Source organism: Allobosea sp. (genome assembly GCF_051860145.1).
Taxonomy (GTDB): domain Bacteria; phylum Pseudomonadota; class Alphaproteobacteria; order Rhizobiales; family Beijerinckiaceae; genus Allobosea.
In genome coordinates this window covers 43,688-65,223 of the sequence record NZ_JBHYEM010000003.1, presented here as the reverse complement: position 1 = coordinate 65,223, position 21,536 = coordinate 43,688, and the positions used below count along the sequence as shown (strand labels likewise).

The following is a 21,536-nucleotide window of genomic DNA, read 5'->3' as shown; positions in this document are numbered from 1 at the left end:
TGAGGGTCGAGAGAGAGTCTCACGGCCGCCCGTCATGGAGAATGACCATGACCCGAGTTCAGAAGATCGTCCTGTCCTCATCGCGGGACATCCCGTTCAACAAGCTGCTGCTGAGCCAGTCCAATGTCCGGCGGATCAAGGCCGGCGTCTCGATCGACGAGTTGGCCGAGGACATCGCCCGGCGCACGCTCCTGCAGAGCATCACCGTGCGGCCGGTTCGCGACGTCGAAGGCGTCGAGACCGGCATGTTCGAGGTTCCGGCCGGCGGTCGCCGCTTCCGCGCGCTCGAACTTCTGGTCAAGCAGAAGCGCTTGGCCAAGACCGCGCCCGTGCCCTGCGTCGTGCGCGAGGACGGCATTCCCGAGGAAGACAGTCTCGCCGAGAACGTCCAGCGTGCGCCGCTGCATCCGCTCGATCAGTTCCGGGCCTTCCTGGCGCTGCGCGAGAAGGGCCAGTCCGAGGAGGACATCGCCGCGGCCTTCTTCGTCGCGGTGTCGGTCGTCAAGCAGCGCCTCCGCCTTGCATCCGTCTCGCCCAAGCTGCTCGACATCTATGCCGATGACGGCATGACCCTCGACCAGCTCATGGCGTTCACCGTCAACGGCGATCATGAGCGTCAGGAGCAGGTGTTCGAGCGCCTGAGTCAGTCCTACTCCAAGGAGCCGCATGTCATCCGCCGGATGCTCACCGAGGGCGCCGTGCGGGCGTCTGACAAGCGCGCGCAATTCATCGGCCTCGCCGCCTACACCGAGGCGGGCGGCGTGATACTGCGCGACCTGTTCCAGGGCGACGACGGCGGCTGGCTGCAGGATGTGGGTCTCCTCGACATGCAGGTGGCCGAGAAGCTGCGGGAGCAGTCCGAGGCGATCCGCGCCGAAGGCTGGAAGTGGATCGATGTCGCGCCCGACTTCGCCTACGGCCACACCTATGGCCTCCGGCAACTGCGCGGCGAGCAGCTTCCGCTCACCGACGAGGAGCGGGCGACGCGTGATGCGTTGCAGGCCGAGATGGACGGTCTGGAGGAGACCTACGCCGAAGCCGGCGAACTGCCCGACGAAGTCGATGAACGGCTCGGCGAAATCGAGACGGCGCTTGCTGAATTCGATGATCGCCCGCAGGTCTTCGATCCCGAAGAGGTCGCACGCGCTGGCGCCTTCGTCAGCATCGACGGCTCGGGCGCCCTGCGCATCGAGCGCGGCTATGTCCGCCCCGAGGACGAACTTCCGAGCGCTCCCGAGGCCGACGGCGAGACCGATCCGGCCGACGAGGCTGCGATCGCAACGCAAGCCGAGGATGACGATGCGGGCGCGGCGGAAGGTGGGGCGCCTCCCGCCGGTGAGCCCGAGGAAGACGACGGCATCAAGCCGATCCCCGACCGGCTGATGACCGAGTTGACCGCCCACCGGACTCTGGCCCTTCGCCACGCCCTGGGCGAGAATCCTCACGTCGCCTTCGTCGCGGCGCTTCACGCCCTGTGCCTTAGGGTGTTCTACCGCTATGCGCAGGACACCTGTCTGGAGCTCGACGTGAAGAGTGCGGGATTTGGCGCTCAGGCGCCGGGCCTCGCGGACAGCGCACTTGCCGTCGCTTTCGACGCCCGGCATCAGGCTTGGCTCTCTTCCCTGCCCAAGGAGCCGGCCGACCTCTGGGACGGGCTCATGTCGTTCGACACCGACAGCCGCCAGGCGCTGTTCGCGCACTGTGTGTCGTTGTCCGTCAACGCCATCTATGAGGCTCACAACCGCAAGCCTCGCGCCCTGGCCCATGCGGACCGCGTGGCCCAGGCCGTCGATCTCGACATGATCGCCGCCGGTTGGACGCCGACCATCGAGAACTATCTCGGCCGCGTGACCAAGGCTCGCATCCTCGCAGCGGTGCGGGATGCGAAGGGTGCGCGTGCGGGCGACCGCATCGAGCACCTGAAGAAAGGCGAGATGGCGGGGCAAGCGGAAGAGCTGTTGGCCGGGTCCGGATGGCTCCCAGAGCCGCTGCGCACGCCTGGCCGCACTACGCTGAAGGCCGTTGAGTCCGACACCGCCGATCCCGCCGAAGCGGGCGCCGATGCGGACGGCGAAGAAACGGCGGCGGACGGCGGCGAAACGGCCGTGGTGGAAGACGAGGAAGTGACCGAGGATGAATCGGTCGCGCTCGAACCCCACGCGACCGCGGCCGAGTAACGAAGGAGCCAACCGCACCGTCAGGGGCCCGCCAGCGATGGCGGGTCCTTTTTCGTTCCGGAGGACACGATGCCGGACAAAGCATCCGACTTGGCCCAGCGTCTCGGTCGGCAGGCCGAGGCGGTGTGCCGCCACTATCTTTCGAACGGCCGCCGCGAAGGCCGTTACTGGCTGGTCGGCGATGCCCGCAACACGCCGGGGCGGTCCATGTTCGTCCGACTAAAGGGGGCCGAATCCGGCAAGGGCGCTGCGGGCAAATGGACCGACGCGGCCACCGGCGAGCATGGCGATCTGCTCGACGTGATCCGCGAAAGCTGCGGCCTGATCGACTTCAAGGACGTCGCCGATGAGGCGCGTTTATTCCTCAGTCTGCCGCATCCCGAGCCGGAGCCGGATCGTCCCAGATCGCACGCACCAAGCGCTCCAACCGGATCGCCAGAGGCGGCACGGCGATTGTTCGCCATGTCGCAGCCGATTTCTCGTACTCTCGTGGAAACGTATCTCCGCAATCGCGCCATTACGGTTTTGCACGGAACCGGAAGCCTGCGCTTCCACCCGCGCTGCTACTACCGGCCGGACGAGCACAGCCCGACCGAGACCTGGCCGGCGATGATCGCTTCCGTCACCGATCTCGCGGGTCATTTGACCGGGGCGCATCGCACCTGGCTCGATCCCGGCGGCTTCACCGAGGCGACGCTTGGCAAGGCGCCGATCGACACGCCGAGGCGGGCGATGGGCGACCTTCTCGGTCACGCCGTTCGATTTGGCGTGGCGGGCGAAGTGATGGCGGCCGGTGAGGGAATCGAGACGATGCTGTCGTTACGATGCGTCTTGCCGACCCTGCCGATGGTCGCAGCTCTCTCGGCGGCGCATCTCTCCGCCATCCTGTTCCCGGACATGCTGCGGCGACTCTACATCGCCCGCGACGACGATCCCGCCGGCAATGGCGCGATGGCGACGTTGATCGAGCGGGCGCAGGAGGCCGGGATCGAGCCGATCGTGATCTCGCCACGGCTCGGCGACTTCAACGAGGATCTCCGGCTGCTCGGGATCGGCGCGCTTCGGGCCGCAAGCCGGGTGCAGATCGCGGCGCAGGATGTTGCCCGCTTCATGGAACTGGCGGCATAGCCGGAACGGGGATGGGTGCGGCAGCATCGTCGCCCCAGGGTCGGCGGTCATGCTTTCCCTCGGCGTCGGAGAGGATAACGCCCACGGCCTTCTGAGAGGGCGATCGGGCAGCAAGCGGCCCGGACCGGCAACCTTGTGGGCCGACTATTTTCCGTCGGCGGCGGAGCCGCCTTTACATCGCGAGACAAAATAGTCGGCCCCCTTCGGTCCTTCGCCGAGGCTTCGGCCCTCCGCTGCGCTGCGGGTGCAAGTCCGTTCCGCCCGCTGCCTTCGTCGCCATGAAGGCCGCGATGGGCGCGGCCGATCCGACAAGGAAAGCCGCGATGACCACCGACCACGACGACGATTTCGAGCCGCACCACACCTCATCCCCGACCGACCAGGTCCTCCACGAGCTCCAGCTCTATGGCTACCGTCCCTTCAACGACGAACCCGACCCCAGGCCGCTTCCCGAAGCGAACATCCTCGTAGGCAGCATCTCCGACATCTTCGACGCCCTCGTGGTGGCGCTGGCCGACACTCGCCTCGAACCCGACCTCGAAGACCTGCTCTGGTCGACGGTGAACGTCTTCCACCGGGCCATCGAGCGGATCGAACGCGAACTCGACGACAACGAGCTTGCGCAGCAGCGCTCGCAACGGGAACAGGACGGCAGCGAGGTCAAATCCGTCGAGCTGGAGCGCCTGACGGCGGAAGGCCAGACGCTGATCGAGCGCCGCAATGCCTTCGAACTGATGCGCGACCAAGCCGCCGACCAATTCGAGCACCACACCCGCTCAACCTGGCGACCGCGCAACGGGTCGAAGGTCAACCATCGCAACCTGACTTCAGCGATGATCGACAGCCGCGATTTCCTAGCGGCGAAGAAGCGGGCCGACAACCAGGTACTCTTACCCGCGGGACCGAAGGTGGCGTTGACCGGCGGCGTCGACTTCAACGATCACCGGCTGATCTGGGCGAAGCTTGATCAAGTCCACGCCAAGCATCCCGACATGGTGCTGCTGCACGGCGGCTCGCCCAAGGGCGCCGAGCTGATCGCCGCCAAATGGGCCGACAACCGCAAGGTCCCGCAGATCGCCTTCAAGCCGAACTGGACCAAGCACGCCAAGGCCGCACCGTTCAAGCGCAACGACGCAATACTCGAAGTGCTGCCGATCGGAGTGATGCACTTTCCCGGCACCGGCATCCAGGACAACCTCGCTGACAAGGCGAAGAAGCTCGGCATCCCGGTTTGGAAGTTCGGCGGCGCGTGAGCGCCGCCTTACTCTTCCTGCGCAATGACGTGAAACCGCAAAGGCGGATCAATAGCTTTCCGCAAAACCGCCTTTCAGTCGGGTTCGCCCGTCACGGCGATCCGAGCTGCACGCGCATAGTGCGCCAACTCCGTATCGTTCTCGATCAGGCCATCAAGCAGCGCCTTCATATCGCTCTGATCGGACGACGATTGAAGCGGCCCCGGCTGCCGCTCGATCGCCAGCACCGCAATGGAGAGCGCCTTCTTCAGCAGATGCAGGTCGCGACCCGTGAATTCCGCCATGCCTCAACCATCATATCGACTCGTAAGCGCACCTTAACTGATCGGTCAGCGCACCGTGAGGATAGCGAGGTTTCACGCATAGTCGGTGACGGCCTTTGAGTGGCGGCTCCTGCCGGCGGGGCGCCATCTCCGCGTCTATTGGCGCTGATCCTTGGTCCACCCGAGAGGCCTGACGCCATCAACCCGCAAGGGGTCGGCTTACGCTGAAGCGTGCCGCCGCTTGGTCTTCGCCTGCGCGGTGATTGCGGCCCTCGGCCGGACACATCGGGCGCCTGTCGCGCGGGGATGGTCCCCGCCTCAGCACAGGAGCCGGATCAATGTCTCAAGCCCTCGCATTCGCCAACGGCTGGAACCTCGCCACCACCCTCATGGTCTGCGTTGTCATCTTTCATGCTGACAGTGGCAACTACGGCGTCATGCTCGCCGCCGAATATGACGGCGATCCCGGCGCCGTGATCCACGAATTCGACCCCTTCCAACCATGAAGGGGCGAATCGCCACGCAAGCTGCACCGCAGAAGGCCAGCGGGATTTCCGCTCCCGCTGGCGCCTGTTTGCAGCTATACTCATGGCCGCGCCGTGGTGGTGGTGGAAGGCGCGACCGTCAGACCTTTATCTCACGGAGCACACCGCCATGATCTTCATCGGTAGCATCGCCGCGATCGGCGTTTTCTGCTGTCTGCTCTTCTATCTCGCGGTCTATGCGCTGCCCTTGTTCGCTGGCGTCACAGTCGGCGCATGGGCTTACGGCACAGGTGCGGGATGGCTGGGAGCTATTGCCGTTGGGTTTGTCGCCGGCTTGGTCACTCTCGGCGTTGGCCAGCTCCTGCTCGGGTTCGTGAAGCCGCTCTGGCTAAGGCTCGTGATCGCCATCGCCTTCGTCGCACCGGCCGCAATCGCCGGCTACCACGCCACCCACGGCATAGTGAAACACACAATGCCGTCCGAGACGTGGCAGGTCATCTTCTCTGTGGTCGGCGCCATTGCAGTCGGCGTCACGGCATTGGTTCGCGTGACGACATTGGCCGGGCCCACGCCTTCGGGGCAAGGCGGAATCGCGCGCGCTTAAGCACGCTGCACCGAAGGGGCGGCCGAGCAAGGCTTGCCATACGCTGCCCTATTCGGTTGTTGGCGAGACGATGCGATAGGGCGCCTCTCGACTAGACTTGAGCAGCCCACATCGAAGCCCGGTCGGGAACGCAAGCCAGGCGGCGAAGCTGCTCTCTCAACTCCACAATAGTGAATCCGTGAGACGTCTTTCGTCTACGCGGCCGGGGCGACGCTCCCCTTTCATCGGCCGGACGCGGGTACGGAATGCCGTGCTGAACATGCCGGTCCAGTGGGGAAGGTGACGGGTCGGCCACGTTCTCCTTGATACGCCTCTGTCCAATCGAGCACTCCAAGCGACCTCTTCGATGGGCTGATCTGGCCGAAGGCCGGCCGCGCCTCGACCGCCTATGCCGCAATGGCGCCGATCGACTTTCTTCCCCTGCCGGCTGCGCCGGCATTCCTCGCGAAACAACAAAGTCGCCTGGCTGCCATCCTCCGCTGCGCTTCGGCCTGCAAGCAGGTGCGGCGCCGATCGCCTCCGGCCAACCGATCGCCATCGAGGCCGCATGGTGCGGGCTCGAAACAGAGATCAAGGAGAACTACCATGGCGACCATCGGCACCTTCAAGAAGACCGGCAACGAGTTCACCGGCCAAATCGTCACCCTCAGCGTCCAGGCGAAGAACGTCCGCATCGTTCCCGAGGCCAACCGCTCCGGCGAGAACGCCCCCAGCCACCGCGTCTTCGTGGGCCGCGTCGAGATCGGCGCCGCCTGGGCCAAGCGCTCCAACGAGGGCCGCGATTACCTGGGCCTCAAGCTCGACGATCCGAGCTTCACCGCTCCGATCTACGCCAACCTCTTCGACGACGAGGACGGCGAAGGCTACAGCCTGATCTGGTCCCGCCCCAACGGCCGCCGCGCCGACTAACCGCCCGCGACGCCCCGCCCGATCCTCGGGCGGGGCAGTCCTTCAAGGCGCCGCCAATACACGCACGCGCAACCACCTCGAAGGCTGGCCCGAACGCGCTGGCCTTCCGGCTTTGCACTTTGTCGGTTTTCCGGATCGACGGTTGGTTGGCTTTGCGCCTCTCCGACAATCAAGTTGCCGAGCTAGAGCGCCGATTGTCATGCGCCGCGCGTAGAGTCAGGCTTCAGCGTCCTCAACCGTCTCATCCAGGAGATCGGCGGGTCTCACGCCCAACGCTTCCGACAAATGCCACATCGTCAACAGCGTGACGTTCTGCTGGCCCCGCTCCATGCCGCTCACATAGGCGCGGTCCACACCCATTTTCACGGCGACCGCCTCCTGACTCAGACCAGCCGCGACGCGATACCTCCTGACGTTGGCTCCAAAAATTCTGCGAATGTCCATCCGCAGGATAGGAGGCAATCGTGCATTATATCGCTACGTGTTATAATACACGGCCATACAGGCCTGTCCCGATGCTGCAATGGGACCGACGCGATGCGTCAAGCGCATCGGGAAATTTCAGCGATCGGTCTGGTTTGCAGTTGCGATGCGAATACGATCAGTTAACCAAACAAGATGGGCGCGTCCATGACTGTCAGCACCTTTCAGGATCGTCCGCCCGACGGCGACAGCGTAACGAGCTACGACGAAAGCCACCTCGCTCTTTATATTCGGCTCCTCGACGCCGCCGCGGAGGGCGCCGACTGGCGCGAGGCCGTGCAGATTCTTTTTGGACTCGATCCTGGCCGAGATGCTGACCGCGCGCGAAGGGTTCATGACAGCCATCTCGCCCGCGCCCGCTGGATGACGACCACCGGCTACCGCGAACTCCTCCGCCCCCGAGTGTCCTAAATCAAGACACGCCTTGAGGTTGTGGCACGCATCACGCCGCTTAGTTTCGGGGACTTCCGTCAAATCTCCTCGCCGGTAACTCTTCACGCGGAGGAGCCACTCAGGCGCGCACGAGGAGACGCGTATGGCCGAGCCGCCCGATTGGCGATTGCAGCAAACCGAACGCGCTTTGAACCGGCTGGAGCGGCAAGGGTTCGCGTGGGAATTTCTGCGCCGCAATCCCGACTATCGCAGTGACTACAACCGCCTGCGCAGCACACTGACAAGTCGACGAGGCGCCTCGCAGAGGAGCGCCACCCCGCAATGGGGGTTACGATTTCCTGATCGACCCCGACCGCTCTGCTCATGAGACTCCGATCTTTTGGCGACCCGAACTCGTCGCCAGCGTACTGCTGCTTGAAGCCGCACCAGCGGTCTTTCGGATGGCGCGGCGCCTCGAAGATCTCGACCTCGCCTACGCGACGCTGCAAACCCAAGACGCCATAGTTCTGGCGGACCCAGGCGGTGACCATCACTTAGTCGTCGGCACCATCAACCCGACTCAACCGCTCGCCGTGCTTCTGCCGCTCGACGACAGCTTCAACATCCGCGCCGAAGCGGCGCTGCGATTCCAACGCCGTCTCTTCGGACGCGCCGCCGGTCCGCTACCGCGCGCGCTCTCGCTTACGCCGCGGCACCGCCTGCGCCTGGTGCGCATGGTGCGCGCGCTCGATGGCCAAACCTCAGGCGCCACGTATCGCGAGATCGCCGGCGTCCTGTTCGATACGCCCGGCCAATCCGCCACCGAATGGAAAACGTCGCCGATCCGCGCGCAGACGATCCGCCTGGTCAAGGACGCCCAGACAATGATGCGCGGCGGCTATCTCCGCTTGCTCGCCGGCCGCTGACCTACGCGCCAACCCGCCTCGACCCCTGTCGAGGGGGTACGCACTCGCGGGGGTTTCACTCCGTCATCCACCTGGATGCCGATGGCTCGCCATCGTGGTCGCCGCTTCGCCACCGCTCGCTGGAGGCGCAGCCGACGCCCGGAGGCCGCCATGTCAGCAACGCGACTCGACACCCCGCCACGCTATCTCCGCACGCCCGAGGCGGCGCGCTTCCTGGGTTTGTCCGGTCGCACCCTGGAGAAGCATCGCACCTACGGCACCGGACCAGTCTATCGCAAACTTGGCGGCCGCATCGTCTATGCTCTCGACGACCTTCAGGTCTGGGCGGATCGTGGCACGCGACTGTCCACGTCCGATCCCGGACATGACGTTGTCCATCCCGCCAAGCCGCACGCGAGACTCACCCAGGCGACTCCCGCCCGGCGTGGCGGCGGTGCGTCATGATTGTCGCGCTCCTCAACCAGAAGGGCGGCGTCGGCAAAACGACGCTCGCGCTCCATCTCGCGGGCGAATGGGCTCGGCGAGGAAAGCGCGTCGTTCTCATCGACGCCGATCCCCAAGGCTCCGCGCTCGACTGGTCGCAGCAGCGAGCGCGCGAAGGCCTGGCGCGCCTGTTTGGTGTCGTCGGTCTGGCGCGAGATACGCTTCATAGCGAAGCGCCCGAGCTGGCGCGAAGCGCCGATCATGTGGTGATCGACGGGCCACCGCGCGTCGCCAGCCTGATGCGGTCGGCGTTGCTTGCGGCCGACCTGGTGTTGATCCCCGTACAGCCGTCGCCTTTCGATGGCTGGGCCTCCGCGGAGATGCTCTCGCTGCTCGGCGAGGCGCGGATCTATCGCCCCCAGCTTGCCGCTCGCTTCGTGCTGAACCGCTGTGGCGCACGCACCGTCATCGCCCGCGAAACGGCCGAGACGCTCGCAGATCACGATCCGCCGGTGCTCGCCTCGAGCATCGGCCAGCGCGTCGCCTTCGCCGACACAGCGCGATCCGGACGCCTCGTCTCCGAAATCAACGAACACAGCACAGCGGCGCGCGAGATCGCTGCGCTGTGCACCGAGGTCGGGAGGATCGCGCTATGACGGAGCGATCCCACAAACGTGCCTTCACCGCACGTCCAGCCGATCCTGAGAGCTGGGTCAAAGCCCCAGATCCTCGCTCCGCCCGCGGCGGCGACGCCGCGAATTTCACCGCCCGGCTCACCATCGACGTCACGCCCGACCTGCGCGGCCAGATCAAGATCGCCGCGTTCCAGCGCGGCGTCACTGTCGCCGACATGCTGCGTGAGTTGCTCGCCCGCGAATTTCCTCCGGCCGAAGGAGGTACGCCATGAACGGCGCTCCTGACTTGCGTCGCGCGGCGACGCCGACGGTGGTTGGTCTGACCCACGTCGAGCTGACCTGGCTTGAGAAGAAGGTCGAATACTGGATCAGGTTCGGCCAGGACGTCCACGAACAGATTCTCGACCGCCGTCGGCGCGTCGTCAGCTTCCCGCCCCATAGCGTTTTCGCCTTCGTCCGTTGGGCGGCCAACGACTTCGGGACGATCATCTCGCGCATCGACATCGTGCGCGCGATCTCGCCGGGCGAGCCCTATCAGACGCTCCCCTTCGTGCGCCCGGGCGGCGACATTCTGCTGAAGATGGACGGCTGGCCGAAGGTCGAGCGCGTCCTGCAGATCGTCGACGCGATCGAGTCGCTCGGCATCAATCCCGCCGACGTCTCGCCACATCATTGGCGACACGTTCACAATCGTCTCGCTGCCGGCCAAGAGCCGCGCAGCTACACGATCGAGCAGCACCGGGCCATCCTTCTGCGCCGGAAGCTCGAGCCATGACCCGCTTCGGCTACGTCATGACGACGTACTTCACCGTGATGCTGATCGGCGGCCTGTCGTTCATCCACATCACGCCGAGGCTGATCTGGAACGCCTCCGCCAGCACGCCGATCGGACTTTATTCGCTAGATCGGCCGCCACGCTTTGAAGTGACTGACCTGGTCGCCGTAGACGCGCCGGAGCCGCTCGCGTCATTCCTCGCCGAGCGCGGCTACCTGCCGCGCGGCGTCCCTCTCATGAAGCGTGTCGCCGGCCTTCCGGGGCAGCAAGTCTGCCGCACCGGTGCGCACGTCACCGTCGATGGCGTCGCCATGGGCGAGGCGCTCGACCGCGATCGCCTCGGCCGTGATCTGCCCATTTTGCAAGGCTGCCGGCGCATCGCCGACGGCGAGATTTTCCTCATGAACTGGTCCGTCGAGGACAGCCTCGACGGACGCTACTTCGGTCCGATCTCCACCCGCTCGATCATCGGCCGCGCAACGCCGGTGTGGACCGATGAAGACGGCAGTGGCCGCTTCGAATGGCGCGCCGCTACGCGGTGAACGACGCGCCTCTCCGACCTCACCGCACAGCAAAGGAGTCTTCCCATGCCGCAGATCGGCGAATTCACCCGCACGAAGAACGGCTACGCCGGCCGCATCCGCACTCTCTCGCTGGACGTCGAGATCGTGCTTATCCCCGCTGAGCACACCGAGGCCGAGAATGCGCCGGACTATCGTGTTCACCACGGCAACGATGACGGACCCGAGATCGGCGCCGGATGGAAACGCACCGGCGAAAAGGCCGGCGATTACGTCTCGTTGCAGATCGATGATCCCACGTTGCCCCAGGCGATCCGCGCGAACCTGTTCCAATCGACCGAGGACAAATCCGCCTGGAGCCTGCACTGGAATCGTCCGCCCAAGCGCGGCGAGCGAGACTGAACGATGTCCGGCCCGCGCCGTCAAACTGTTGTCGGGCGGCCAATCGCCGTCCGACTGACAGCCTTCCTTCTCCTTTCCGGCCTGCTCCTCGGTGCGCCGTTCAACGCCACGGCGAACGCTCAGAATGCACCGGCCACGCGCACGGCGCCGATCCATCCGTTCGCCGCCTACATTGAAGAGGCCGCACAGCGCTTCCGCATCCCGGCCGCGTGGATTCGCGCTGTCATGCACGCGGAAAGCGCTGGCGATGTGCGTGCGATCTCCTCTGCCGGCGCGATGGGCCTGATGCAGATCATGCCGGATACCTGGGCGGAGCTGCGCGTCCGCCATAGGCTCGGGCGTGATCCCTATGATCCGCGCGACAACATCCTGGCCGGCGCGGCGTACCTTCGCGAGATGTACGATCGCTACGGTTCGCCGGGCTTTCTTGCGGCCTACAATGCGGGACCAGGACGCTACGAAGAGTATCTCGCGGGCCGCCCGTTGCCTGCCGAGACCCGCGCCTATGTGGCCGCGTTGCTCCATTCCTTCGGCGGCGTTGACCTGCCGGGTGCAATCACCGTCGCCGCAGCCGATCCTCGCGCCTGGACTCGCGCGCCGTTGTTCATCACGCGCTCTGGCGGCATCACCGCTGTCGATCCAGCGCAGACGGAAAGCCCTCCGGACGACGCTCCGGCAGCAGCTCCGGCGCGCGAGACTTCCGCGATCGTCCCGCAATCCTCGGGCCTGTTCGTGGCGCGCCCGGATGGTGGAGGCCCGCGATGACGGCGCTTCGCCCGGATCGCGGTCTGGCGGGCTCCAGCGCATCATGGAGTGCGTGGAGGGGGAAGCAGGGCAACACAACCGCACGATGGCAGGATAAAGGGGCGCGATGTGCGCCTCGGTTCGGTTGTGCTTTTTCAAGGGCTTACGCTGCGAATTCGCGAGGTGCGCCTGACCGGCGCAGCCTGCGGCTTCCGCGATTCTCCAAGATTATCCGCGCCATCGCGCGATGTGCGACCGCGCGCCCATGAGCAGCGAGGACGATTTCCGCATCCGGCCAGGCCGCATCCGCTCAACGCGCGCGCAGCGCGCCCGACCCTTCATCGCGCAAGCGCTCGCGGCCGCCCAGCGCGCCGGTGGGTCGGTCTCCCGGAAAGGGACGATCGGTCCCGGCCATCGCTCTCGGTTCGGCCGCGGCCAGCGTGCATCGCTGCAGGCCAATCGGCTCATCACGTCGCGCTCGCGCGGCGCCGTGGTCAAGGCGCGCGTGGTCCGCCACGGCGGACGCAACGCGCCGCTCGCCACCCATCTGAATTATCTGCGCCGCGAGGGCGTCACCCGGGACGGAGAAAAGGCCCGGCTGTTCGGACCTGGCGCCGATGACACCGACCCGAAGGCGTTCGCGGAGCGGTGCGAGGATGACCGGCACCATTTCCGGTTCATCGTCTCGCCCGACGACGCCGTGGAGATGTCGAACCTCAAGACCTTCGCCCGCGACCTCGTCGGCCAGATGGACAAGGATCTCGGCACCAAGCTCGATTGGGTCGGCGTCGATCACTGGAACACCGAGCATCCCCACGTCCACCTGATCGTGCGCGGTGTGCGCGAGGACGGCGAGAACCTCGTCATCTCCCGCGACTACATCAAGGAAGGCATGCGCGATCGGGCGCGCGACCTGATCACCCAGGAGCTCGGCCCCCGCACCGATCAGGAGATCCGCCGCGCGCTCGAACGCCAGATAGCCGCCGAGCGCTGGACCAACCTCGACCGGCAGCTCGCGCGCGACAGCACCCGCACCGGCGTCATCGATCTCGCGCCGCGGCCCGACCGCCAGCCCGACGAATTTCATGCGCTCAAAGTTGGACGCCTGCGAAAGCTTGAGTCCCTCGGCCTTGCCGATCAGATCGGTCCCGGCCAGTGGGCGATTTCGGAGAACGCCGAGACGACGCTGCGCCAGCTCGGTGAACGCGGCGACATCATTAAGCGCATCCATCGCGGCCTGACCGAACACGGCATCGAGCGCGGTGCGTCCAACTATGTGCTCGCCGGGGAAAGCCTGGACGATCCCGTCGTCGGCCGGCTGGTCGCCCGCGGTCTCGACGATGAGCTGAAAGGTACGGCCTATGCCGTGGTCGACGGCACGGACGGACGGACCCATCACATCAAGCTGCCCGACCTCGACGCCGCCGGCGACAGCGCGCCCGGCTCCATCGTCGAACTGCGTAGGTTCGACGACGCGAAGGGGCAGCGTCGGGTCGCGATGGCAGTCCGGTCAGACCTCGCCATCGAGCAGCAGATCACGGCGAAAGGTGCGACTTGGCTTGATCGACAGGCGATCGCCCGCGAGCCGGTTGCGCTCGGCGGCGGGGGCTTCGGCGCGGAAGTGCGCGAAGCCCTGGACCGGCGCGCCGAACACCTGATCGGGCAAGGTCTGGCTGAACGTCAGAACCGCGGCGTCAGCTTCAGCCGCAACCTGATCGAGACGCTGCGCCGGCGCGAGCTGGACGCCGTGGGCGCCAAGCTCGCTGTAGAGAGCGGCCGCCCGTTCAATAAGGCCGCGGCGGGGGAATACGTCGCTGGCGCCTACCAGCGGCGCATCGCGCTCGCCTCCGGCCGCTTCGCGATGATCGATGACGGCCTTGGCTTCCAGCTCGTGCCCTGGTCGCCCTCACTCGAAAAGCAGCTCGGCCGTCATGTCTCCGGCCTCGCCCGAAACGACGGCGGCCTCGATTGGAGCTTCGGCCGCAAACGGGGGCTGGGCCTGTGAACAGCGCGCCTCATCAAGAAAGGACTCCGCTATGTCGGCCACCAAAATCCTCTGGGGCCAAATCCTTGTCGTCTCCCTGATTGTGCTCGCCACCACCTGGGCCGCGACGCAGTGGACGGCATGGCAGCTCGGCTTCCAGCCGCAGCTCGGCCGGCCATGGTTCGAAGTGTTCGGCTTCTCAATCTACTATCCGCCGGCCTTCTTCTGGTGGTGGTACTTCTACGATGCCTATGCACCGCACGTTTTTGTCGAGGGCGCCTATATCGCGGCATCGGGTGGCTTCATCGCCGTCGCGGTCGCCATCGGCATGTCGGTCTGGCGTGCGCGCGAAGCCAAGAATGTCGAGACCTATGGCTCGGCGCGCTGGGCACGCGCCGATGAAGTCCGGGCGGCCGGCCTGCTTGGACCCGATGGTGTGGTGCTCGGCAAGTTCGACGGCGCCTATCTTCGTCATGACGGGCCTGAGCATGTGCTTTGCTTCGCCCCGACCCGCTCTGGCAAGGGTGTCGGCCTGGTGGTGCCGTCGCTGCTGACCTGGCCCGGCTCCGCGATCGTCCACGACATCAAAGGCGAGAACTGGCAACTCACCGCCGGGTTTCGCGCCCGGCATGGCCGTGTGCTGCTGTTCGACCCGACCAACGCGAAGTCCGCCGCCTACAATCCGCTTCTGGAAGTCCGTCGCGGCGAATGGGAAGTCCGCGACGTCCAGAACATCGCCGACATCCTGGTCAACCCGGAAGGCAGCCTGGAAAAACGCAATCATTGGGAAAAGACCAGCCACGCGCTGCTGGTCGGCGCGATCCTCCACGTCCTCTATACCGAGGCGGACAAGACGCTGGCGGGCGTCGCCGCCTTCCTGTCCGATCCCAAACGACCGATCGAGTCGACGCTGGCCGCGATGATGAAGACCGCGCATCTTGGCGATGCCGGACCCCATCCGGTGATCGCCAGCGCTGCGCGTGAGTTGCTCAACAAATCCGACAACGAGCGCTCGGGCGTCCTTTCGACCGCGATGTCCTTTCTCGGCCTCTATCGCGATCCCGTTGTCGCAGAGGTGACGCGCCGCTGCGATTGGCGCATCACCGACATCGTCGGCGGAGCGCGGCCATCGACGCTCTACCTCGTAGTGCCGCCATCCGACATAGCGCGCACCAAGCCGCTGATCCGCCTGATCCTCAATCAGGTCGGACGCCGATTGACAGAAGATCTCAACGCCAATGGGCGGCGGCATCGGCTGCTGCTCATGCTCGACGAGTTTCCTGCGCTGGGGCGGCTCGACTTCTTCGAGTCCGCGCTCGCCTTCATGGCGGGCTACGGACTGAAGAGCTTCCTCATCGCACAGTCGCTCAATCAGATCGAAAAGGCTTATGGCCCCAACAACTCCATTCTCGATAACTGCCATGTGAGGATCAGCTTCGCTACCAACGACGAGCGCACCGCCAAACGGGTTTCCGACGCGCTCGGGACGGCGACCGAGATGCGCGCGATGCGCAACTACGCCGGACACCGGCTCAGCCCGTGGCTCGGCCATTTGATGGTGTCGCGCTCGGAGACCGCGCGCCCGCTGCTGACGCCGGGCGAGGTGATGCAGCTCCCGCCCGCCGACGAGATCGTCATGGTCGCCGGCACGCCGCCGATCCGTGCGAAGAAGGCGCGCTACTTCGAGGACCGCCGCTTTCAGGAACGCGTCCTGCCGCCGCCGGCGCTTGCGAAGCCAGCCGCGGGAAAGCCGGACGATTGGAGCACCCTTCCATTGCCGTCGCGGCCGCAACTCGATGCAGCCGCGCAGCAGGACGGTACCGGCGACGACGACTCGACCGGCTCCGAACGGCGTCAGCAACCGGAGCTGACCGGGGTGAAGCCTGTCGAAAAGAAGGCGCCGATCGACAACGAGTTCGACCTCGATGGTCGAGACGACGCGGATGACGACGCCGCCCGCGCGGGCCGGCTGAACCAAGTGATGCAGGGCGTCGCGCGGCAGGTCTCGCTCGATCCCAACGATGGTATGGACCTCTGAGCGTGCGATCATGAAGATTCCGAAGAAGCAGCGGCTCTCGGTCTATCTCGATCCCGACATCATGAAGGCGCTCGCCGCTTATGCCGCGCGTCGCGATCAATCGCGATCCCTGGTCGCGGAAGCGGCGATCGCATCCTTCCTGTCGCCCGACGCCGCCGAGCGCCAGGAAGCCGCGACCACCAAGCGATTGGACCAGCTCGACCGGCGCATGACGCGCATGGAACGCGACCTCGGCATTTCCGTGGAAATGCTGGCCGTTTTCGTCCGCCACTGGCTCACGACCAATCCGCCGCTGCCGGAGCCCGCTCAGGCCGCCGCACGCGCGCAGGCGGGCGAGCGGTACGACGCGTTCGTGGCCGCACTCGGGCGGCGACTCGCGAAGGGACCGAAAGTGCGTGAGGAGATTTCCGAAGACGTCACAGGCATCGCGAGCGCGGAATAACCATCGCGCAACGTGTCGCAAGAGTCCGGTAGTTCCGCCGTGTCCCTGTCTTTCTACGCCAGAGCACTACGCCCCCCTTCTGCTTGTTGTCATGCCCTGATTTCTGCCTCTTCTACTGATCCCCGATCCAGGGTCGCGTGTTTGCGGTCCCGCGCAGAACGGGGACGACATGGCGGTTTCTCACCAGCAATCAGAGGCGATCCTGCGAGGCGCGCGCATGTTGCGCACCGCCCTCGGCCCCGCCATCGCCGGATTCCTGGAAGACCCGTCGATCGTCGAGGTGATGCTCAATCCCGATGGGCGGCTCTGGATCGACCGGCTGTCCGAGGGGCTCTCCGACACCGGAGAGCGGCTGTCGCCCGCCGATGGCGAGCGCATCGTCCGCCTCGTCGCGCATCATGTCGGCGCCGAGGTTCATTCCGGTTCACCGCGGGTTTCGGCCGAGCTTCCCGAGACAGGAGAGCGGTTCGAAGGCCTCCTGCCTCCTGTCGTGATGGCCCCGGCGTTCGCGATCCGCAAACCCGCCGTCGCCGTCTTCACGCTCGCTGACTACGTCGCCGCCGAGATCATGTCAGGCGAACAGGCAGAGGTGCTCCGCCGCGCCGTCGCCGACCGCCACAACATCCTCGTCGCCGGTGGCACCTCGACCGGCAAGACCACGCTTACCAACGCGCTGCTCGCCGAGGTGTCCAAGACCTCCGACCGCGTCGTCCTCATCGAGGACACCCGCGAACTGCAATGCGCCGCGCCCAACCTCGTGGCCATGCGCACCAAGGACGGCGTCGCCTCGCTTTCCGATCTCGTCCGCTCCTCGCTACGCCTGCGCCCCGACCGCATCCCGATCGGCGAGGTGCGCGGCGCCGAGGCGCTGGATTTGCTCAAGGCGTGGGGGACGGGCCACCCGGGCGGCATCGGCACCATCCACGCCGGCACCGCGATCGGCGCGCTGCGCCGGCTCGAGCAGCTCATTCAGGAAGCCGTCATCACGGTCCCGCGCGCGCTGATCGCCGAGACCATCGATCTCGTCGCGGTGCTCAGCGGCCGCGGCTCGACCCGTCGCCTCGCCGAACTCGCCCGCGTCGAAGGCCTTCAGCCGGACGGCGACTACCGCGTCATCCCCGCAACCCAGCCCGTCTCAGGAGACCCCGCATGATCCGCCATGCCCCGCGCATTCGTCGTCATATCGCGACGGCCGTGTCCGTCACCGTCGTCAGCATGATGATGGCGCCGGCCGCCTACGCTTCCGGCTCGTCCATGCCTTGGGAAGCGCCGCTGCAGTCGATCCTCGAATCCATCGAGGGACCCGTGGCCAAGATCATCGCCGTGATGATCATCATCATCACAGGGCTAACGCTCGCCTTCGGCGATACATCAGGCGGTGCGCGGAAGCTGATCCAGATCGTCTTCGGTCTGTCGATCGCCTTCGCCGCCAGTTCCTTCTTCCTCTCCTTCTTCAGCTTTGGCGGCGGAGCGCTCGTCTGATGGCGAGCCTGATCGACAGCGCCAGCGAGGTGCCAGGCTACGCCGTCCCGGTCCATCGGGCGCTCACCGAGCACATCCTGCTCGGCGGCGCGCCGCGTTCGATCGCCATCCTCAACGGCACGCTGGCGGCGGCGCTCGGTCTCGGTCTGCGCCTCTGGCTCGTCGGTCTCGGGCTCTGGGCGATCGGGCATTTCGCCGCCGTGTGGGCGGCCAAACGCGATCCGCAATTCGTCGATGTGGTGCGCCGCCATCTGCGCATCCCCGGCCATCTGAGCGCGTGAGGCCCCAATGATGAACCTTGCCGAATATCGCAGGACCTCAACCCGCCTCGCGGATTTCCTGCCCTGGGCCGCGCTCGCGGGCGAGGGCATCGTCCTCAACAAGGACGGCAGCTTCCAGCGCACCGCCCGATTTCGCGGTCCCGACCTCGACTCCGCGGTGCCGGCCGAACTCGTCGCCGTCGCCGGCCGGCTCAACAACGCCTTCCGCCGGCTCGGCTCGGGATGGGCGATTTTCGTCGAGGCCCAGCGCCATGGCGCCGGAGCTTATCCGGCGAGCCGTTTTCCCGAGGCGGCGTCTGCCCTGGTCGACGCCGAGCGCAAGGCCGACTTCGAGGAAGACGCCTCGCACTTCGAGTCCAGCTACTTCCTGACCTTCGTCTACCTGCCGCCGGCCGAGGACGCCGCCCGCGCCGAAAGCTGGCTGTATGAAGGCAAGGCCGACAACGGTCTCGACCCTCATGAGGCGTTACGCGGCTTCGCTGATCGCACCGATCGCGTGCTCCAGCTCGTCGAGAACTTCATGCCGGAATGTGCATGGCTCGATGACGGCGAGACGCTGACTTATCTTCATTCGACCGTCTCGACCAAACGCCATCGTGTGCGCGTGCCCGAGACGCCGATGTATCTCGACGCGCTGCTGGCCGATCAACCGCTCACCGGCGGATTGGAGCCGCGCCTCGGCGACAAGCATCTCCGCATCCTGACCATTGTCGGCTTTCCGACCGCGACCACGCCCGGGCTGCTCGATGACCTCAACCGGCTCGCCTTCCCGTATCGCTGGTCGACGCGCGCCGTCCTTCTCGACAAGACCGACGCCACCAAGCTGCTCACCAAGATCCGCCGGCAATGGTTCGCCAAGCGCAAGAGCATCATGGCGATCCTGAAGGAGGTGATGACCAACGAGGCGTCGGTCCTCGTCGACACCGATGCGGCGAACAAGGCGGCCGATGCCGATCTCGCGCTTCAGGAACTCGGCGCGGACTATGCCGGTCAGGCCTATGTCACCGCGACGGTCGCCGTCTGGGACGCCGATCCACGCATCGCCGCCGAGAAGCTGCGCCTGGTGGAGAAGATCGTTCAGGGCCGCGACTTCACCGCGATGGCTGAGACGATCAACGCCGTCGACGCCTGGCTTGGCTCGCTGCCCGGCCATGTCTACGCCAACGTCCGGCAACCGCCGATCTCAACGCTCAATCTCGCCCACATGATTCCGCTGTCGGCGGTGTGGGCGGGGCCGGAGCGGGACGAGCATTTCGGGCAACCCCCCTTGCTTTATGGCAGGACCGAAGGCTCGACCCCGTTCCGGTTTTCCCTTCATGTCGGCGATGTCGGTCACACGCTCGTCGTCGGACCGACGGGCGCCGGCAAATCCGTGCTCCTGGCGCTGATGGCGCTCCAGTTCCGGCGCTATCCCGGTTCACAGGTCTTCGCCTTCGACTTCGGCGGCTCGATCCGTGCGGCCGCGCTCGCGATGGGCGGAGACTGGCACGATCTCGGCGGTGGCCTCACCGAAGGCGCCGCCGACAGCGTTTCGCTGCAACCGCTTAGCCGTATCCAGCACGTACCGGAACGTGCGTGGGCGGCTGATTGGATCGTCGCGATCCTGCAGCGCGAGGGTGTGACGATCGCCCCGGAGGTGAAGGAATACATCTGGACGGCGCTGACCTCGCTGGCGAGCGCGCCCGTGGGCGAACGCACGCTCACCGGACTCGCCGTCCTCCTTCAATCGAACGACCTCAAACAGGCGCTTCGGCCCTATTGCGTCGGCGGCGCCTATGGCCGGCTGCTCGACGCCGAGAGCGAGCATCTTGGCGAAGCCTTCGTGCAGGCGTTCGAGACCGAGGGCCTGATCGGCACGGCCGCCGCGCCCGCCGTGCTCGCCTATCTCTTCCACCGCATCGAGGACCGCCTCGACGGCAGCCCCACGCTGCTCATCATCGACGAAGGCTGGCTGGCGCTCGACGACGAGGATTTCGCGGGTCAGCTCCGCGAGTGGCTGAAGACCCTGCGCAAGAAGAATGCCTCCGTCGTTTTCGCCACCCAATCGCTTTCCGACATCGACAGCTCGGCGATCGCGCCCGCCATTGTCGAGAGCTGCCAGACCCGGCTGTTGTTGCCGAATGAGCGCGCGATCGAGCCGCAGATCACCGCGATCTACCGTCGCTTCGGGCTCAATGACCGCCAGATCGAGATCCTCGCCCGCGCGATGCCGAAGCGCGACTACTACTGCCAGTCCCGCCGGGGCAACCGGCTCTTCGAACTCGGTCTGTCCGACGTGGCGCTGGCGCTCTGCGCCGCCTCCTCAAAAACCGACCAGGCTGCGATCGAGCGCGTGGTGGCGGAGCACGGCCGCGAGGGATTTCTGTCGGCCTGGCTGCGTCTGCGCGGCGTCGCCTGGGCCGCCGACCTCATCCCCAACCTCAACAACCTGGAGACCCAGCCATGATCATCCGTCGCTCATGCGCGGCGCTTCTTGCCGCATCGATCCTTTCCGTCCCCGTGGCGATGTCGCCCGTAATGGTTCAGCCGGCTTTGGCGCAATGGGTCGTCTACGACCCGACGAACTACGTGCAGAATGTCCTCTCCGCCGCTCGCGCGCTGGAGCAGATCAACAATCAGATCAGCTCGCTTCAGAACGAGGCGACGATGCTGATCAACCAGGCGCGTAACCTCGCGAACCTGCCTTACTCCTCGCTTCAACGCCTGCAACAGTCCGTGCAGCGGACACAGCAGCTCCTCGGGCAGGCCCAGCGGATTGCTTACGACGTCCAGCAGATCGACCAGGCCTTCACGTCCACCTACGGCAATGCGTCGATGTCCGCCTCCGACCAGCAACTCGTGGGGCAGGCGCGCGAGCGCTGGCAGAACACGGTCGGCGGCTTGCAGGACGCCATGCGCGTGCAGGCCGGCGTCGTCGGCAACATCGACACCAACCGCGCCGAGATGTCGGCGCTCATCGGCCAAAGCCAGGGTGCGACTGGCGCCTTGCAGGCGGCGCAGGCCGGCAATCAGCTCCTCGCACTCCAGGCCCAGCAGCTCGCCGATCTCACAGCCGTCGTCGCTGCGAACGGACGGGCTCAAGCGCTGACCGAAGCGGAGCGCGCAGCGGCTGCCGAGCAGGGCCGCGAGCAGCGCCGCCGCTTCCTGACCCCCGGCAGCGGCTACCAGCCCGGCAACGCCCGCATGTTCCGGAATGGCAACTAAGGCCC

At 66.1% G+C, this 21,536-nt stretch carries 26 protein-coding genes; 24 read left to right on the top strand and 2 right to left on the bottom strand.

What is annotated here, in order from left to right; genetic code table 11:
* Positions 1-47 precede the first annotated feature (47 nt).
* The 3 genes from ACTIF2_RS05985 to ACTIF2_RS05975 all read left to right on the top strand — a co-directional run bounded on the left by ACTIF2_RS05985 (position 48) and on the right by ACTIF2_RS05975 (position 4,558).
* A complete protein-coding gene (locus ACTIF2_RS05985) occupies positions 48-2,177 on the top strand; it encodes a ParB/RepB/Spo0J family partition protein (RefSeq protein WP_439496131.1) in 2,130 nt (709 codons plus the stop codon).
* A 69-nt stretch (positions 2,178-2,246) separates the two neighbouring features.
* A complete protein-coding gene (locus tag ACTIF2_RS05980; RefSeq protein ID WP_439496130.1) occupies positions 2,247-3,305 on the top strand; it encodes a DUF7146 domain-containing protein in 1,059 nt (352 codons plus the stop codon).
* A 323-nt stretch (positions 3,306-3,628) separates the two neighbouring features.
* Positions 3,629-4,558 (top strand): DUF2493 domain-containing protein, encoded by a 930-nt coding sequence (locus ACTIF2_RS05975; protein ID WP_439496129.1) that lies wholly within the window; start codon positions 3,629-3,631, stop codon positions 4,556-4,558.
* A 74-nt stretch (positions 4,559-4,632) separates the two neighbouring features.
* On the opposite strand, the gene ACTIF2_RS05970 is transcribed toward ACTIF2_RS05975, so the two are convergent.
* Positions 4,633-4,842 carry a hypothetical protein gene (locus ACTIF2_RS05970; RefSeq protein WP_439496128.1) on the bottom strand — a complete coding sequence of 70 codons (210 nt, stop codon included), beginning with the start codon at positions 4,840-4,842 and terminating at the stop codon, positions 4,633-4,635.
* A gap of 317 nt (positions 4,843-5,159) precedes the next feature.
* Between ACTIF2_RS05970 and ACTIF2_RS05965 the strand changes: the two genes are divergently transcribed.
* The 3 genes from ACTIF2_RS05965 to ACTIF2_RS05955 all read left to right on the top strand — a co-directional run bounded on the left by ACTIF2_RS05965 (position 5,160) and on the right by ACTIF2_RS05955 (position 6,819).
* Positions 5,160-5,327, top strand: a complete 168-nt coding sequence (locus ACTIF2_RS05965; protein ID WP_439496127.1) for a hypothetical protein — start codon at positions 5,160-5,162, stop codon at positions 5,325-5,327.
* Positions 5,328-5,475: 148 nt separating this feature from the next.
* Positions 5,476-5,910 (top strand): hypothetical protein, encoded by a 435-nt coding sequence (locus ACTIF2_RS05960; protein ID WP_439496126.1) that lies wholly within the window; start codon positions 5,476-5,478, stop codon positions 5,908-5,910.
* 585 nt (positions 5,911-6,495) lie between these two features.
* Complete coding sequence (locus ACTIF2_RS05955) at positions 6,496-6,819, top strand: DUF736 domain-containing protein (RefSeq protein ID WP_439496125.1); 324 nt, start codon at positions 6,496-6,498, stop codon at positions 6,817-6,819.
* A gap of 216 nt (positions 6,820-7,035) precedes the next feature.
* Here the strand turns inward: ACTIF2_RS05955 and ACTIF2_RS05950 are convergent, their stop codons facing one another.
* A complete protein-coding gene (locus ACTIF2_RS05950) occupies positions 7,036-7,263 on the bottom strand; it encodes a helix-turn-helix domain-containing protein (RefSeq protein ID WP_439496124.1) in 228 nt (75 codons plus the stop codon).
* Positions 7,264-7,449: 186 nt separating this feature from the next.
* Here ACTIF2_RS05950 and ACTIF2_RS05945 point away from each other — a divergent pair, with 186 nt between their 5' ends.
* The 18 genes from ACTIF2_RS05945 to trbJ all read left to right on the top strand — a co-directional run bounded on the left by ACTIF2_RS05945 (position 7,450) and on the right by trbJ (position 21,531).
* On the top strand, positions 7,450-7,713 hold the full coding sequence (locus ACTIF2_RS05945) for a DNA -binding domain-containing protein (protein WP_439496123.1): 264 nt from the start codon (positions 7,450-7,452) through the stop codon (positions 7,711-7,713).
* Between the two features lie 124 nt (positions 7,714-7,837).
* A complete protein-coding gene (locus ACTIF2_RS05940; RefSeq protein WP_439496122.1) occupies positions 7,838-8,062 on the top strand; it encodes a transcriptional regulator domain-containing protein in 225 nt (74 codons plus the stop codon).
* A 73-nt stretch (positions 8,063-8,135) separates the two neighbouring features.
* Positions 8,136-8,600 (top strand): DUF2285 domain-containing protein, encoded by a 465-nt coding sequence (locus ACTIF2_RS05935; RefSeq protein ID WP_439496121.1) that lies wholly within the window; start codon positions 8,136-8,138, stop codon positions 8,598-8,600.
* A 150-nt stretch (positions 8,601-8,750) separates the two neighbouring features.
* Positions 8,751-9,044 carry a helix-turn-helix transcriptional regulator gene (locus ACTIF2_RS05930; RefSeq protein ID WP_439496120.1) on the top strand — a complete coding sequence of 98 codons (294 nt, stop codon included), beginning with the start codon at positions 8,751-8,753 and terminating at the stop codon, positions 9,042-9,044.
* Positions 9,041-9,679, top strand: a complete 639-nt coding sequence (parA, locus tag ACTIF2_RS05925) for a ParA family partition ATPase (RefSeq protein ID WP_439496119.1) — start codon at positions 9,041-9,043, stop codon at positions 9,677-9,679. The genes ACTIF2_RS05930 and parA overlap by 4 nt, the downstream gene beginning before the upstream one ends.
* Positions 9,676-9,930, top strand: a complete 255-nt coding sequence (locus ACTIF2_RS05920) for a ribbon-helix-helix protein (protein ID WP_439496118.1) — start codon at positions 9,676-9,678, stop codon at positions 9,928-9,930. Before parA ends, ACTIF2_RS05920 begins: the two co-directional genes overlap by 4 nt.
* Positions 9,927-10,433 (top strand): DUF2840 domain-containing protein, encoded by a 507-nt coding sequence (locus tag ACTIF2_RS05915; protein ID WP_439496117.1) that lies wholly within the window; start codon positions 9,927-9,929, stop codon positions 10,431-10,433. Before ACTIF2_RS05920 ends, ACTIF2_RS05915 begins: the two co-directional genes overlap by 4 nt.
* Complete coding sequence (locus ACTIF2_RS05910) at positions 10,430-10,975, top strand: S26 family signal peptidase (RefSeq protein WP_439496116.1); 546 nt, start codon at positions 10,430-10,432, stop codon at positions 10,973-10,975. The genes ACTIF2_RS05915 and ACTIF2_RS05910 overlap by 4 nt, the downstream gene beginning before the upstream one ends.
* 45 nt (positions 10,976-11,020) lie before the next feature.
* Positions 11,021-11,356: a DUF736 domain-containing protein gene (locus ACTIF2_RS05905; protein WP_439496115.1), complete on the top strand. Its 336-nt coding sequence runs from the start codon at positions 11,021-11,023 to the stop codon at positions 11,354-11,356.
* Between the two features lie 3 nt (positions 11,357-11,359).
* Positions 11,360-12,121, top strand: a complete 762-nt coding sequence (locus ACTIF2_RS05900; RefSeq protein WP_439496114.1) for a lytic transglycosylase domain-containing protein — start codon at positions 11,360-11,362, stop codon at positions 12,119-12,121.
* A gap of 244 nt (positions 12,122-12,365) precedes the next feature.
* Positions 12,366-14,105, top strand: coding sequence for a relaxase/mobilization nuclease domain-containing protein (locus ACTIF2_RS05895; protein ID WP_439496113.1), 1,740 nt, complete (start codon positions 12,366-12,368; stop codon positions 14,103-14,105).
* Between the two features lie 31 nt (positions 14,106-14,136).
* Positions 14,137-16,122 carry a conjugal transfer protein TraG gene (locus ACTIF2_RS05890; RefSeq protein ID WP_439496112.1) on the top strand — a complete coding sequence of 662 codons (1,986 nt, stop codon included), beginning with the start codon at positions 14,137-14,139 and terminating at the stop codon, positions 16,120-16,122.
* 7 nt (positions 16,123-16,129) lie between these two features.
* Entirely contained in the window at positions 16,130-16,564 is a 435-nt protein-coding gene (locus tag ACTIF2_RS05885) for a ribbon-helix-helix protein, CopG family (RefSeq protein WP_439496494.1), read from the top strand.
* 169 nt (positions 16,565-16,733) lie between these two features.
* Positions 16,734-17,717 carry a P-type conjugative transfer ATPase TrbB gene (gene trbB / locus ACTIF2_RS05880; RefSeq protein WP_439496111.1) on the top strand — a complete coding sequence of 328 codons (984 nt, stop codon included), beginning with the start codon at positions 16,734-16,736 and terminating at the stop codon, positions 17,715-17,717.
* On the top strand, positions 17,714-18,046 hold the full coding sequence (locus ACTIF2_RS05875; RefSeq protein ID WP_439496110.1) for a TrbC/VirB2 family type IV secretion system protein: 333 nt from the start codon (positions 17,714-17,716) through the stop codon (positions 18,044-18,046). The genes trbB and ACTIF2_RS05875 overlap by 4 nt, the downstream gene beginning before the upstream one ends.
* On the top strand, positions 18,046-18,327 hold the full coding sequence (locus tag ACTIF2_RS05870) for a VirB3 family type IV secretion system protein (protein WP_150978936.1): 282 nt from the start codon (positions 18,046-18,048) through the stop codon (positions 18,325-18,327). The genes ACTIF2_RS05875 and ACTIF2_RS05870 overlap by 1 nt, the downstream gene beginning before the upstream one ends.
* A gap of 7 nt (positions 18,328-18,334) precedes the next feature.
* The gene (gene trbE, locus ACTIF2_RS05865) at positions 18,335-20,773 is read left to right on the top strand and encodes a conjugal transfer protein TrbE (protein ID WP_439496109.1); all 2,439 of its coding nucleotides are present in this window, start codon (positions 18,335-18,337) and stop codon (positions 20,771-20,773) included.
* Positions 20,770-21,531 (top strand): P-type conjugative transfer protein TrbJ, encoded by a 762-nt coding sequence (gene trbJ, locus ACTIF2_RS05860; RefSeq protein ID WP_439496108.1) that lies wholly within the window; start codon positions 20,770-20,772, stop codon positions 21,529-21,531. Before trbE ends, trbJ begins: the two co-directional genes overlap by 4 nt.
* Positions 21,532-21,536 lie beyond the last annotated feature (5 nt).